Below are 14032 nucleotides of genomic sequence, written 5' to 3' on the forward strand. Positions count from 1 at the left end.
GAGCGCCAGCAATCCAATCGGCTATCCACTGCTGATCGGTGAAGATGTCACGGTCGGTCACAAGGCGATGCTGCACGGCTGCACCATAGGCAACCGGGTGCTGGTCGGCATGGGTGCCATTCTGCTTGATGGCGTCGTGGTTGAAGATGATGTGATGATCGGCGCAGGTTCACTGGTGCCACCGGGCAAGCGACTCGAATCGGGCTTTCTATATATAGGGAATCCCGTCAAACAGGCTCGTCCGCTCAAACCCGCCGAGATCGCCTTCCTCAAGACCTCGGCCGACAACTATGTCCTGCTCAAGGATGAGTATCTGCAAGAGACCTGATAGGGCTGGCAAAAACAGGGAGCCCGGCATAATGCCGGGCTTCGCTTCTTATATAGCTATATAGCCGTGCAGAACGGCTGACCAGAAATCAGTGGGCCTGATCCCAGTTGTCACCGGTACCCGCTTCAACCAGCAGCGGCACATGCAGTTCGGCAGCGGCAGACATCTTCTCCTTGATGATGGCGGTGTACTCCTCCAGCTTCTCTTCGCGGATCTCGAACACCAGTTCATCGTGTACCTGCATCAGCATGCGGATCGACTCATCTTCAATCCCGCGGATCCAGCTGTCCACGTTGATCATGGCGCGCTTGATGATGTCGGCAGCCGTACCCTGCATGGGCGCGTTGATGGCGGCCCGTTCGGCTGCCTTGCGCAGACCAGCGTTGCGGGACTTGATATCCGGCAGATATAAACGACGGCCAAACAGGGTCTCGACATAACCCTGGGCTTCCGCCTGCTGGCGGGTACGCTCCATATACTCCAGCACGCCCGGGTAGCGTTCGAAGTAGAGATCCATGTACTTCTGCGCCTCGGCACGGCCGATACCCAACTGCTTGGCCAGACCAAAGGCACTCATGCCATAGATGAGGCCGAAGTTGATCGCCTTGGCACTGCGGCGCATATCGGTGGTGACCGCATCGAGCGCCACGCCGAACACCTCGGCGGCAGTCGCCTTGTGGATGTCCTTGCCCTCGGCAAAGGCGGTCAGCAGCCCCTTGTCACCGGAAAGGTGCGCCATGATGCGCAGCTCGATCTGGGAGTAGTCCGCCGCCACCAGCTTGTAACCGGCGCTCGGGATGAAGGCCTGACGGATCCGGCGCCCCTGCTCGTTGCGCACTGGGATGTTCTGCAGGTTGGGATCAGATGATGACAAACGGCCCGTAGCCGCTACCGCCTGATGATAGGAGGTGTGTACCCGCCCGGTCTGCGGCTTGATCATCAGCGGCAGCTTGTCGGTGTAGGTGGACTTGAGCTTGGCCAGCCCACGATGCTCCATCAGCAGTTGCGGCAGCTCGTAGGTCTCCGCCAGCTCGGCCAGCACCTCTTCTGCGGTGGACGGTGCCCCCTTCGGAGTCTTTTTGATGATCGGCAGGCCCAGCTTGGTGAAGAGGATCTCCCCCAACTGCTTGGGCGAGGAGAGGTTGAACTCCTGTCCGGCCAGCTCATGGGCCTGCTTCTCCAACGCCCCCAACCGCAGCTCGATCTCCTGACTCTGCTGGTGCAGCAACTTGGGATCGATAGTGGTGCCAAGCAACTCCATCCGCGCCAGCACTGGCAGCAGGGGCAGTTCGATCTCGCTGAATACCTTGGCGAGACCCGGCACGGCCTCCAGCTGACCCCACAGGGTCTGGTGCAGACGCAGGGTGATATCGGCATCTTCCGCCGCATAGGGGGCGGCCTGCTCCAGCTCGATCTGGTTAAAGGTGAGCTGTTTCACCCCTTTGCCCGCGATATCTTCAAAGGAGGTGGTCTCGACTCCGAGATAACGCTTGGCCAGCGAATCCATATCGTGACGACTGGCGGTGGAGTTGAGCACGTAGGATTCCAGCATGGTGTCGTAGGCGATGCCCTGCAGGTCGATGTCGTGGTTGAGCAGCACGTTGCGATCGTACTTGAGATTCTGCCCCACCTTGAGGCGGGTCGGATCTTCCAGCAGCGGTTTGAGCTTGCCCAACACCACGGCCTCGCTCAGCTGTACCGGTGCCCCCAGATAGTCGTGGCCAAACGGCACATAAGCAGCCTTGCCCGGTTCGACGGCGAAGGAGACCCCGACGATCCGCGCCTCCATATAGTCGAGACTGGTGGTTTCGGTATCGAAGGCAAACAGCGGTGCCGCTTTCAACTGTTCCAGCCAACCGTCAAACTCGGCTTCGTCCAGAATGCAGCGGTAGTCGGTTTCGATGGCGGCAACCGGAGCGGCGCTCTCATCGCCAGCGTCGCCCTGTCCGGCGCTCTCGCTGCCCTCTTCACCACCGGATTCCAGCTCCTTGATCAGGTTGCGCAGCTCGTATTCGCGATAGACCGCCAGCAGGGACTCCTTGTCGACCGGCTTGAGCAACAGCTCTTCCAGACTCTGTTCCAGCTCGACATCGGTCTTGATGGTCGCCAGTCGATAGGAGAGACGAACCTGCTCCTCCTGCTCGCGGAACTTGTCGGCGAACGCCTTGGAGCCACGGAAGCCGAGCGCGGCGACCTTGTCGAGGTTGGCGGCAATCTCGTCGATACTGCCAATCCCCTGCAGCAGGGCCAGTGCAGTCTTCTCGCCGACACCGGTCATGCCGGGAATGTTGTCGACCTTGTCACCCATCAGGGCCAGATAGTCGATGATGAGCTCGGGCGGTACGCCGAACTTTTCGATCACCCCTTCCCGATCGGTCTTCACATCTTTCATGGTGTCGATCAGGGTGACATGATCGGAGACCAGCTGCGCCATATCCTTGTCACCGGTGCTGATCAGTACCGGCAGCTGCTTCTCGGTCGCCTGGCGGGCCAGGGTGCCGATCACGTCGTCGGCCTCCACCCCTTCCACCATCAGGAAGGGGAAGCCCATCGCCTTGATCATCTGGTGGATAGGCGCGACCTGGCTGCGCAGATCGTCCGGCATGCTGGCACGGGTCGCCTTGTACTCGGGATAGATGTCGTCGCGGAAGGTCTTGCCCTTGGCATCAAACACCACGGCCACATGACAGTCAGGATATTGCTTGCGCAGGCTGCGCATCATGTTGGCCATGACACGGACGGCGCCGCTCGGCAAACCGGTCGATGTGCGCAGATCAGCCTGCTGGGAGGCGAAGAAGGCGCGGTAAAGATAAGAGGAGCCGTCGACCAGAATAAGGGGGTTGCTAGGGGCCATGAAATCGTCCTGCCAGAGATAAACAGCCGCTAGGATGCCACAGGGCCCCCCTCACACCAAGGGGCGCAACAACAGCACACAGCGCCTGATAAAGGGACTCAGTCTGTGGATAACTCTGTGTTCAAAAATGGGGCGCATCAGGGCGCACAGTGATAAAACTGTGCATAAGAATATAAAAACACATTAAAAACAATGCCTTGAGATCGTAAAAGCCTATCGCAAGACAGTTGGAATGATCTCGATCAATGTGGAAAAAGATTTAAGGGAGTAGGTACGGCAGGATCCAAAACGAAACAATCCTAGCACAGCAAGATGACTTGACCAGCGGAGGGCGAGCGATAACCATACAAAAGTACAACAATCCATCCTGGCTCACATTTTCAACAACGAGGAGTTTGCCATGAAAAAAGTGGCCGTGATTTTGAGTGGCTGCGGTGTCTTTGACGGGGCCGAAATCCACGAGGCCGTCATCAGCCTGCTGGCGTTGGCCCGTCAGGGAGCCGCCGTCCAGTGCTTCGCCCCGAACGTGGCGCAGCTCCATGTCATCAACCACCTGACCGGTGAAGTGAGCGAGGGAGAGAGCCGCAATGTGCTGGTCGAAGCGGCTCGCATCTGCCGTGGCCAGATAAAGGATGTGGCCGAGCTGGATGCGGCCGATTACGACGCGCTGCTGGTGCCCGGCGGCTTTGGCGCGGCCAAAAACCTGTGTAACTTTGCTATCAAAGGAGCCGAATGCCAGATCCAGCCCGATGTGCTGAAAGCGTGCCAGAGCTTTGCCAAAGCCAACAAACCGGCCGCCTATATCTGCATCGCACCCGCCATGATCCCGCTGATCTATGGTGCCGGGACGCTGGCGACCATCGGCCATGACGAGGGTACCGCCAACGCCATCGAGGCGATGGGTGGCAGCCATCTCAACTGCCCGGTCAACGAATTCGTGGTGGATCAGGAGCGCAAGGTGATCTCCACCCCCGCCTACATGCTGGCCAACAACATAGTCGAAGCGGCAGACGGGATCGAGAAGACGGTCAAGCAACTGCTGGCGCTGTAATTCCCATCCCGCCAAAAACAGACGGGCCGCTCATGGAGCGGCCCGTTTTCAATTCTGCCTGAAGGCGATGAATTAGATGGTTTCGCCCATCTGATCCATCTTGCCCAGCAGGGCACGCAGACGCTCCTGCCATGCAGTGTGCTCGTTGCGCAGCTGATGGTTCTCGTCTTGCAGCTTGCTGTTCTGCTCTTTCAGCTCGTCCAGCTCCATCTTCAGCAGGGAGATGTTGTCGACGGCGGATTGTACTTTGGATTCGAGTTGCTCAAGGACTTCTAGTGACATATGCATACCTGTTTGTTCAATTGCGATGCCCCACAGAGGGCGATTCAAGCGCGTGAAGCCAGCATACCCCGAGCGCATCGGCACAAACAAGCCAGTGCGCTGTAAAATGCGCCTTCCATAGATGTATTGTCTAAATATGCGTCTATTTTTCTCGCATCCTGCGCCCGAGCCGCGACAACACACTGAACCGTGCGTAAAAGGCCCCGCCACCCGCGCATCATTTGCCCCCTCCTGACGGCGCCGCCGTTATCCATGCAAGGCGATATAAGCCCCCAGCAACAGACAGGCGACCACATACATCAGCAGGCCGTAGAGCAGGTTCCAGCGCAGGATCAGCCCGGCACTGAGGTTGTAGCGGGAGGCCAGCGCCAGATTGGATCCGGAGAGCGGACTGGTGCCGGTGGCAAGCCCCCATCCCAGCAGGAAACACATGCCGAGCAGGCTGGGATCCGGCGCCAGCGGCCAGAGCAGTGGCGCCAGCCCGGAGATACTGATGAGCGGATGTACCCCGACGATGGCCACCAGCAGGATCAGCAGCAGAGTGAGGGATGCTTCGAGCCAGCCAAAGTGATTGAACAGCGGCAGGCCGTGACCGGAGCCGAAATCGATGACCGACAGCGCACTGTTGATGCCTGCCGCCAGCAAACCGGCCCCCAGAAACAGCACCAGCTGACCGCCGATGGCGGGGAAGCGCTCCACCACCTGCCGCTTGAGGGCCGCCTTGCGCCCGGCCCTCGGCATAAAGAGCAGCGCCAGCAGCGGGGCCACCAGCGCGATCACCGCCAGAATGCCGAGCTGGGGCCAGATCTGCTTGATGAGCAGTACCAGCAGCGCCAGCGTAACCGGCAACCCCAGGGTCTGCAGCCGCAGCGGATAACCGGCAAAGTCGGCCACCCCGATCTGCTCCAGCTGCCAGGCGGTCAGCCCCATCGCCAGCAAGGCGGCGAGGATTCCGAACGGCAGAATATGGGAGAGCTGCAAGCCCGGCGCATAGGTAAGCGCCACCGCCATGGCGACAAAGAAGGGTGACCAGAAGGCAGCGGCACAGAAGATCCGGCTCAGCACCATCACCTGACGCCGCTCCAGGGTGCCATTGCGCTCCAGTCGATCGCCGATGATAAACAACACCGAGAGGTTGATGACCGCCCCCAGCAGATTGAGGCTGGCCATGGTGCTCCACAGGCCTTTACGCCCGGTCCAGGAGGTGGTGCCGGTCAGCAAGCCGGAGGTGGCAAGGTTGAGGGTGCTCACCGCGGCAAACATGGTGAGCATATTGATGTTGGGCAGCAGCCAGTCACCGGCAATGAGGGTCGCGCCCTGCCACCAGGAGAAGATCAACAGCAGCAGGGCGGCACTATACAGGGCCAGCGCCTGCCGCCTGGCGGCCCCTACCAGCCAGGGCCAGGTGAGCAGTGACGCCCCCCAGGCTGCAATGGCCGCGGGCCAGGGGGAGAGACCCAGATAGAGATGAAGCAGGTTGAGCAGCCACATCCCCAAAATCAGATAACCCGACCAGCGTTTGGCCATCGACGCCTCCGGTCAGGAGATCAGAGACACTGATCCATATCCAGTGAAGGCTTGTCGCACTCCGGACGGCCGACGATCTTGGCGGGTACGCCAGCAACCGTGGTATGAGGTGGCACCGGGTTGATCACCACGCTGCCCGCGCCAATTTTGGCACCCACGCCCACTTCGATATTGCCGAGCACCTTGGCGCCCGCCCCTATCATCACCCCTTCGCGGATCTTGGGGTGGCGATCGCCGCTCTCCTTGCCGGTACCACCGAGGGTCACGCTCTGCAGGATGGAGACATCATCTTCAATCACCGCCGTCTCGCCCACCACTATGCCGGTGGCATGGTCAAACATGATCCCCTTGCCGATGCGGGCAGCCGGGTGCACATCCACCCCAAACACCACCGAGATCTGGTTTTGCAGATAAAGGGCCAGCGAGCGGCGCCCCTGACGCCACAGCCAGTTGGCGACCCGATAGCCCTGCAGGGCATGGAACCCCTTGAGGTAAAGCAGCGGGGTGGAGAAGAGATCGACCGCAGGATCGCGCTCCTGCACGGCGCAGATGTCGGCCGCCACTACCGTCAGCAACTCGGGCTCGCTGCGCAGGGCCAGCTCGATCACCTCGCGCAGAGCGATGGCGGGCATGGTGGCGCTGTCGAGTTTGTTGGCCAGCTGGAAGCTGAGGGCCGAACGCAGATTCTTGTGATTTAGAATGGTGGAGTGGAAGAAGCTGGCCAGCATCGGCTCCTGGGCCGCCATGCACTCCGCTTCTTGCTGAATTTTGTGCCAGGTTTTGGCAACCAGTTCATCCATGTTGCAGCCTACTGTTGTTCTGGGTGAGGGCTCTGTTGTTCTTTTGTCAGCACCGAGATGGGGTCCATGTGGATGATGACATCCATCCGCTCGAATGCCTGGCGTACCGCCAGCTCGGCTTCATCGGCGATCTGATGGGCCTTGACCAGGGGGATCTGATCATCCAGTTCAAGATGCAACTGTACGAATCGGGTCGGCCCGGATTGACGGGTGCGCAGGTCATGTACGCCGTGTACACCTTCTACGGCACAGCAGAGCGCCATTATTCTCGCTTGTTCTTCCGCTGGCAACTGACGATCGAGCAGGGCCTGCACCGACTCGTAGCCGATGTGTCCCGCCCCCCACAACAGGAACAGTCCGATCAGGATGGCAAACAGGCCGTCGGCCCAGTACCACCCCTGCCCCGCCAGCACCAGCGCCAGCAAGACACCGGCATTGAGCAGCAGATCGGAACGGTAGTGCAGCATGTCGGCCTTGATGGCCACACTGTTGGTCTTGCGAATGACAAAGCTCTGGAAGCTGACCAGCAGCAGGGTCAGCACGATGGAGCCACCGCTGACCCAGAGACCCGCCTCCAGCCGCAGAATAGGCGCCTGATTGAGCAGGGATGAAATGCCGTGCATCACCAGCAGCAGGGCGGAGCCGGAGATAAAGGCCGACTGGATGAGGCCCGCCAGCGACTCCGCCTTGCCGTGACCGAAGCGGTGCTCGTCATCGGCGGGGGCCAGCGCATAGCGAATGGCCAGCAGGTTGATGATGGAGGCACTCACATCCATGAAGGAGTCGGTGAGCGACGCCAGCAGGGTCGACGAGTCGGTCATCAGCCAGGCGATCAGCTTGCCGATGATGAGCAGGGTAGCGGTGGTGACGGCCGCCATGCTGGCAAAGGTCACCCAACGGGAATATTGTTGATGGCTCAAAACCGGCTTTCCTCTGGCGATGAAAAACTTATTATACCCTGACCCCGGCGTCAGTTTGGCGCGAAAATCTGCGGAATAACACCAGATGAACAGAATACTCCTGGTCGACGACGATCTTGAATTGACCCAACTGCTCACCGAAATTCTGACCCTGGAGGGATTTCAGGTCACGGTCGCCGAGGATGGTGAAGAGGGGCTGCAACGGCTGGCGGAGCAGAGCTTCGATCTGGTGTTGCTGGATGTGATGATGCCCAAGCTCAACGGCTTTGCCATGCTGACCAAGCTGCGCAAGACCCACGACACCCCGGTCCTGATGCTGACCGCCCGCGGTGACAGCCAGGATCGGGTCAACGGTCTGGAAGCGGGTGCCGACGACTATCTGGCCAAGCCATTCGATGACAGGGAGCTGCTGGCCCGGGTACGCGCCATCCTGCGCCGAACCCAGAGCGCCCCGCCCCAGCGCGGCAACTCCTCCGACGAAGTTCACTTCATGGATATAGTGCTGCAACCCGGCCTGCAGCAGGCCCGCTGCGGCGAACAACTGCTGGAGCTGACCGCCACCGAGTTTGGCCTGCTGGAGTGTCTGCTGCGTAATCCCGGCCAGATCGTCAGCAAGAGCCACCTCTCCGAACAGGTGCTGGGCAAGAAGCTGGAACCCTTCGATCGGGCCATCGACATGCACCTGAGCAACCTGCGCAAGAAGCTGCCGGACCGCACCGATGGCCAGCCCCGCTTCAAAACCGTACGGGGGCGCGGTTACCTGTGGCTAGAGCAAGAATAGAGCGCATCAACTCCCTCAACGGGATCTCGACCCACATCTTCCTCTGGTTCTGGTTCATGCTGCTGGTGATGCTGGCCGCCGTGATCAGCCTGCCGACCCTGGATCCCCGCAACCAGATCCCGCTGCCGACCCACGAAGTGGCGCGGATGCAGAACAACGTGCAGGCCCTGCTCAACGCCGCCGAGCCGGATCAGGATTTCGATCTGGCCAAGGCGATGGACAAGATCGCCATGCTGCCGGTGGACAACGTCTACCTGCGCGACGAGAAGGGGCAGATCCAGTCCACCACCCATCCGCGCAAGTTCGTGGTGCGCTTTATGGTGGATGCCGATGACCCGGCCAATCCCATGCTGGGCAACGAGGATCGCAAGGCGATCGCCGGCCCCTTCCTGATGGAGCACCACGGCCATCGCTATCACGTCTATTTCGGCCTCAATGCCGAGAACCCCTACCTGTTCCTGTTCATACAGGTGCTGGATCACCCGATCCGCATTCTGGGCATCTCGATGCTGGTCAGCACCCCGCTCTGCCTGCTGCTCGCCTGGCGGCTGACCCGCCCCATCCTGCAGTTGCAGAAATCGGTCTCCCAACTGGCGGCCGGCAATCTGGAGGTACAGATCCCCAACCTGGGACGGGGCGACGAGATTGGCCAGCTGGCGGATAACGTCAGCCGCATGGTGGAGACGCTCAAGAGCATGATCCAGAAGCAGAAACAGCTGCTTTCCGATATCTCCCACGAGCTGCGCAGCCCCCTCACCCGGATGCAACTGGCGCAGGCGCTGATCCGCCGCAAACAGGGTGACAGCGCCGAGCTGGCGCGGATCGAATCGGAGATCGGACGGCTGGACAAGCTGATCGGCGATCTGCTGGATCTGTCGCGAGTGCAGCAGCATGTGGAGGCGCCGGTGGTACACCCGCTGGCCGACCTGCTGGAACCCATCCTCGAAGATGCCATGTTCGAGGCAAACCAGAGCGGCAAACAGCTCAGACTGCCGCCACTGCCTGCCGAGTCGATCCAGATGTGGCCCGAGCTGTTGGCCCGGGCGGTGGAGAACCCCCTGCGCAACGCCCTCAAATATGCCCGTGAGTTCATCAAGGTGGACTGGTATCGGGAGGGACTGGAGTGGGTGATGACCATTCGGGATGATGGCCCCGGGGTGCCTGACGAGCAGCAAGCTCTGCTGTTCCAGCCCTTCTTCCGGGTCGATGATGCCCGCAACGCCAAGACTGGCGGCACCGGGCTGGGGCTGGCCATCGCCTCGGAGGCGATCCAGCGCCACGGCGGCACCATTGCGGCCAGCAACAATCATCCCACCGGGCTGACCATCACCATCCGCTTGCCCATCGCCTGATCCTTTTCATCCGGACGGGCGCTGGGTATGCTGGCGCCCCTTCTTGGCTTTACATCTCTTTGCAGGAGCTCGTCATGCTCGATATCGTCCTCTACCAGCCGGAAATTCCGCCCAATACCGGCAATATCATCCGGCTTTGCGCCAATACCGGTTACCGGCTCCATCTGATCGAGCCGCTGGGGTTTGAGTGGGATGACAAGCGGGTAAAGCGGGCGGGACTCGACTATCACGAATTTGCCGAGGTGAAGCGCTGGCCGAGCTATGAGGCTTTTCTGGCCGCCGTGGCGCCCAAGCGGGTGTTTGCCTGCACCACCAAGGGCCGCACCGCGCACTCGGCAGCTCAATATGCCCTTGGCGACGCCCTGCTGTTTGGCCCGGAGAGTCGCGGCCTGCCCATCGAGATCATCGAGAGCCTGCCATTCGAGCAGCGGCTGCGCATCCCTATGGTGCCCCAGAGCCGCAGCATGAACCTCTCGAACGCGGTGTCTGTCTTTGTCTACGAGAGCTGGCGCCAGCTCGGCTACGACGGTGCCATGTAAGCGCCACCGATGATCAGTGGCGGGCGTCGAGCAGATGCCCGCTGCGCTCCAGCCGCCAGCAAGTAACCCCCAGCGACAGACCTCGCCCCACCATCAGCGCCGCCATCGCCGCCCATAACGCGGCCACGCCCCAAGACTGACAGAGCCACCAGATCGGGAAGAAGCCGCCAAACGCGGCCAGCAACATGCTGTTGCGCATCTCCCGCGCCCGGGTCGCCCCGATAAATACGCCATCCAGCAGGAAACACCAGACCGCCAGCAAGGGCATGGCGATCAGCCAGGGAAGCTGACGATGTGCCTCCGCCACCACGGCCTGAATGTCGGTGATATAGCCGATAAGGTGGGCACCAAAGAGGGCAAACACCAGGGTAAAACCACTGGCGATGAGGGCGGCCCAGCCCAGATTGAGCACGATGGCCTCCCGCAGTTTCTGCCGATCCCGCTGACCGATGGCTCGTCCTACCATGGCCTCCACCGCATAGGCAAAACCATCGAGCCCATAGGAGATGAGCATCAGGAAGTTGAGCAGCACCGCATTGGCGGCCACCGCCACATCCCCCAGTCGTGCCCCTTGCAGAGTCATGAAGGCGAAGCAGAGCTGCAAACAGAGGGAGCGCAGGAAGATATCGCGGTTGAGGCCGAGCAGCCGCACCATGGGCGCGAGCTGTCGCCAGCGCTGCCAGCCATCCTGCCACACCGTCGGCGCCAGTTGCCCCAGCTGACGGCGTACCAGCCAGATGCCGACGGCCAGCGCGCAGTAGTCCGCCATGACCGAGGCCGCCGCCACACCCCGTACCTGCCAGCCAAGCCCCAGCACAAAAAGGGCATCGAGCGCCATATTGACCAGATTGGTGAGGATCAACATCACCATCGGGCTGCGGGCATCCTGCATCCCCAACAGCCAGCCCATGATCACCAGATTGCAGAGCGCCGCCGGAGCGCTCCAGATCCGCACCGCCACGTATTGGCCCGCATAGAGCTGCACCTCGGGCGAGCCGCCACTCAGGGCGATCAATCTCGGCAACAGGGGGAAGAGCAACAGAAGCAGCATCAACCCCAAGGCGATAGCCAGCCCCAGTGCCCGCAGCAGGGTATCAAGCTGGGCACGACCGTCGGCGGCGCCGTGCGCCTGCGCCGTCAGCCCGGTGGTCGACATCCGCAAAAAGCCGAGCAGCCAGAAGATGAGGTTGATCAGGGTTGCACCGACCGAAACGCCCCCCAGAAACCAGGCCTGACCGAGATGACCGATCACCCAGGTGTCCACCAGCCCCAGCAAGGGGGTGGTGATATTGGAAAAAACCATGGGCAGAGCGAGCGCAAAGACGGCGCGGTGGCGAGAGGGATCTCGCCACCAGGGGGCAACAGCTGGGGTCACGCTCAGTTGCCTGTCAGCTTCAGGATACGGGAAAAGTCAGAGAGCATGGTGGCCATCTGCACCCGTGGTACCTGACCCGGCGCCACCTGCGGGCGGAATACCGCCTGCAGCTTGCCCTTGGGATTGATGAGCACGATGGAGGCGGAGTGATCGATCAGATAATCCTTCTCCCCCTGATTGGCGATGGAGTAGATCAGCCCCAGATTGCGCACAAACGGGAACAGCTTGTCGTGGGGGGCAGTGGCCGCCTTGAACTCGGGATTGAAGAAGGCGGTATAGGTCTTGAGGCGTGGAATATCGTCACGCTGGGGATCCGCCGAGATAAACACTACCTGACTGTCGGGCGCCATCTTCTTCAGCTGGTCATAGACGGAGCGCATATCTGCCAGGGTGGTGGGGCAGATATCGGGGCAGAAGGTGTAGCCGACGAACAGGAAAGTCCAGTGCCCCTTCAGGTTGGCAGGAGTGAACGGCTGGTTGTCCGCATCGGTAAAGGCAAAATCGTTGATGTCCCGCCCCGCCGGATAGTAGTCGGCCTGTTCCGGCTGCTCTGGCTGCGTGGCGTAGAACACCAGGATCAGGCAGGCTGTCAGCAGCAGAAAGAGCAGGGGATAGCGGAGCTTCATCATAACAAGAGACCCTTTCAGTTCGAGGCAGATGGCCAGCAGTGACCGGACAAGAGGGGGCATTGTACCCCAGCGAGCCGCCAAGGTGGTTCAACCTTGTGCAACGCCCTGTCAGGAGTCGACCATTTGGCATAATTAATCGCCAGTTGCGGCCATAAAAAAACCGGCCCCCTTGGGTGCCGGTTATGGATGGATTTGTTGGTCTCTTCTGCTCAGGGGCGAGCGTTACGCCCCTGCTGCAACATCTTGCCGATGGCCCGCACGCCGATCGGAATCACGGGGGCCAGCCAGCCCTCTTCCCCCTGGCGATCGCCATGACCACGTTTGAACAGCAGCACCAGACGCACCACCTTCTCTTTCGGGCATCCCAGCCAGAGCGTCCAGTGCGAACCACGATGGTGCAGCCAGAGACCGTAAAACCAGGTAATCCGGCTACCTTTGACGAAACGGGTGATTGACGATTCCGCTGGCGCAGCCCCAGCCTCTGAATCCCATGGCGATCTTGATGCCATACCAGTCCTCCTTGACCGACAGGTCATGTTGCTTCGTCGGCCTGAACTGGGAACAGGCCCGTCACGACTATCTGCAACCATTACGAGTGGTCCCCTTTGCCCGACAAGGCTCGGGATCTCCCCACTCCCCCTTCATATCCCGTGAAGGTGTACTGCCCGATTCTCGTTGTTACCGGCCCTCCCGTCCTGCGCATTGCGATGGTCAGAGGGAGGCGCCAAGCCCAGTCTCGGCGACAGGGCACTGATCTGAGCATATATCTGAAATGGATGATTGGTAGCCGGTCGCGCAGGACAAAAATGCCGCCACCGATGATCTGTTTGATATGACAAGGAAAGTGCGCCAGAAACAGCACGGCCTCCCGAAGGAGGCCGTGTGGCAAAAGCAGTTGGCGGGGATGATTACATCCAGTCGGCGTTGCGGATCACCCCGACCGCCAGCCCTTCGATGGTGAGCTGCTGGCAGGATAGATCTACCTCGATGGGAGAGAGCTCTTCATTCTCCGGCAGCAGCCATACCTGACTACCCTTGCGCTGGAAGCGCTTGACGGTGACATCCTCATCGAGACGGGCAACCACCACCTGACCGTTGCGCACCTCCTGGGTCTTGTGTACCGCCAGCAGATCGCCATCCAGAATGCCGATATTCTTCATGCTCATCCCCTGCACCCGCAGCAGAAAATCTGCGCGCGGGTGGAACAGGGCGGGATCAACCTGATAGTGGCTCTCGATATGCTCCTGAGCCAGAATGGGTTCACCGGCAGCCACCTTGCCGATGAGCGGCAGGCCGCTCTCTTCCAGCACCTCTTCCTCTTCGAGCAACAGGCGAATGCCGCGGGACGTGCCCGGCATGATCTCGATGACCCCTTTTTTGGCCAGGGCCTTCAGATGTTCTTCGGCCGCATTGGCCGACTTGAAACCAAGCTTCTGGGCAATCTCGGCACGAGTCGGCGGCATGCCGGTCTCGCTCATGTTCACCTTGATCAGCTCCAGCACTTCGGCCTGGCGGGGGGTAAGGGGTTTCATAGAATTGGCACCTGTCTTTTTATACAGCACACTGGCAGTATATACAGTGCAGTGGCCAAGGC

14 protein-coding genes (1 of these 14 only partly in view) are annotated in these 14032 nt (G+C 60.7%); 5 read left to right on the top strand and 9 right to left on the bottom strand.

Going from position 1 to position 14032, the window contains the following annotated elements:
- On the top strand, positions 1–328 hold the 3' portion of the coding sequence (locus ACTG2G_RS10230) for a gamma carbonic anhydrase family protein (RefSeq protein WP_227272562.1). 212 nt of this gene lie to the left of the window's left edge; 328 of the gene's 540 nt are visible here — the last part of the coding sequence; its start codon lies off the left edge, out of view; it ends in the stop codon at positions 326–328.
- Positions 329–416: 88 nt separating this feature from the next.
- Here the strand turns inward: ACTG2G_RS10230 and polA are convergent, their stop codons facing one another.
- Positions 417–3182, bottom strand: a complete 2766-nt coding sequence (polA, locus tag ACTG2G_RS10235; protein WP_421387939.1) for a DNA polymerase I — start codon at positions 3180–3182, stop codon at positions 417–419.
- A 400-nt stretch (positions 3183–3582) separates the two neighbouring features.
- Between polA and elbB the strand changes: the two genes are divergently transcribed.
- Positions 3583–4233 carry an isoprenoid biosynthesis glyoxalase ElbB gene (gene elbB, locus ACTG2G_RS10240; RefSeq protein WP_005356063.1) on the top strand — a complete coding sequence of 217 codons (651 nt, stop codon included), beginning with the start codon at positions 3583–3585 and terminating at the stop codon, positions 4231–4233.
- Between the two features lie 72 nt (positions 4234–4305).
- Here elbB and ACTG2G_RS10245 read toward each other — a convergent pair whose 3' ends face one another.
- The 4 genes from ACTG2G_RS10245 to fieF form a co-directional block, all read right to left on the bottom strand.
- Positions 4306–4515 carry a cell division protein ZapB gene (locus ACTG2G_RS10245; RefSeq protein ID WP_005339554.1) on the bottom strand — a complete coding sequence of 70 codons (210 nt, stop codon included), beginning with the start codon at positions 4513–4515 and terminating at the stop codon, positions 4306–4308.
- A 246-nt stretch (positions 4516–4761) separates the two neighbouring features.
- A complete protein-coding gene (locus ACTG2G_RS10250; RefSeq protein ID WP_439985398.1) occupies positions 4762–6042 on the bottom strand; it encodes a hypothetical protein in 1281 nt (426 codons plus the stop codon).
- A gap of 20 nt (positions 6043–6062) precedes the next feature.
- The gene (gene cysE, locus ACTG2G_RS10255; protein WP_005339552.1) at positions 6063–6842 is read right to left on the bottom strand and encodes a serine O-acetyltransferase; all 780 of its coding nucleotides are present in this window, start codon (positions 6840–6842) and stop codon (positions 6063–6065) included.
- An 8-nt stretch (positions 6843–6850) separates the two neighbouring features.
- Positions 6851–7762: a cation efflux pump FieF gene (gene fieF, locus ACTG2G_RS10260; protein WP_100647123.1), complete on the bottom strand. Its 912-nt coding sequence runs from the start codon at positions 7760–7762 to the stop codon at positions 6851–6853.
- Positions 7763–7847: 85 nt separating this feature from the next.
- On the opposite strand from fieF, the gene ACTG2G_RS10265 reads away from it, so the two are divergent.
- From ACTG2G_RS10265 to trmL, 3 genes are all read left to right on the top strand, one after another.
- Positions 7848–8543, top strand: a complete 696-nt coding sequence (locus ACTG2G_RS10265) for a response regulator (protein WP_005339549.1) — start codon at positions 7848–7850, stop codon at positions 8541–8543.
- On the top strand, positions 8525–9895 hold the full coding sequence (locus ACTG2G_RS10270) for an ATP-binding protein (protein WP_005356054.1): 1371 nt from the start codon (positions 8525–8527) through the stop codon (positions 9893–9895). The genes ACTG2G_RS10265 and ACTG2G_RS10270 overlap by 19 nt, the downstream gene beginning before the upstream one ends.
- A gap of 74 nt (positions 9896–9969) precedes the next feature.
- The gene (gene trmL, locus ACTG2G_RS10275) at positions 9970–10434 is read left to right on the top strand and encodes a tRNA (uridine(34)/cytosine(34)/5-carboxymethylaminomethyluridine(34)-2'-O)-methyltransferase TrmL (protein WP_005339545.1); all 465 of its coding nucleotides are present in this window, start codon (positions 9970–9972) and stop codon (positions 10432–10434) included.
- A 13-nt stretch (positions 10435–10447) separates the two neighbouring features.
- Here trmL and dinF read toward each other — a convergent pair whose 3' ends face one another.
- The 4 genes from dinF to lexA form a co-directional block, all read right to left on the bottom strand.
- Positions 10448–11809 (bottom strand): MATE family efflux transporter DinF, encoded by a 1362-nt coding sequence (gene dinF / locus ACTG2G_RS10280; protein ID WP_204382340.1) that lies wholly within the window; start codon positions 11807–11809, stop codon positions 10448–10450.
- Between the two features lie 2 nt (positions 11810–11811).
- Entirely contained in the window at positions 11812–12438 is a 627-nt protein-coding gene (locus ACTG2G_RS10285) for an SCO family protein (protein ID WP_064335099.1), read from the bottom strand.
- 209 nt (positions 12439–12647) lie between these two features.
- Positions 12648–12947 (bottom strand): hypothetical protein, encoded by a 300-nt coding sequence (locus ACTG2G_RS10290; protein ID WP_106844583.1) that lies wholly within the window; start codon positions 12945–12947, stop codon positions 12648–12650.
- A 399-nt stretch (positions 12948–13346) separates the two neighbouring features.
- A complete protein-coding gene (gene lexA / locus ACTG2G_RS10295; protein WP_005339540.1) occupies positions 13347–13970 on the bottom strand; it encodes a transcriptional repressor LexA in 624 nt (207 codons plus the stop codon).
- Positions 13971–14032 lie beyond the last annotated feature (62 nt).

This window comes from Aeromonas sp. 55A (genome assembly GCF_051919665.1).
Classification (GTDB): Bacteria; Pseudomonadota; Gammaproteobacteria; order Enterobacterales; family Aeromonadaceae; genus Aeromonas; species Aeromonas veronii.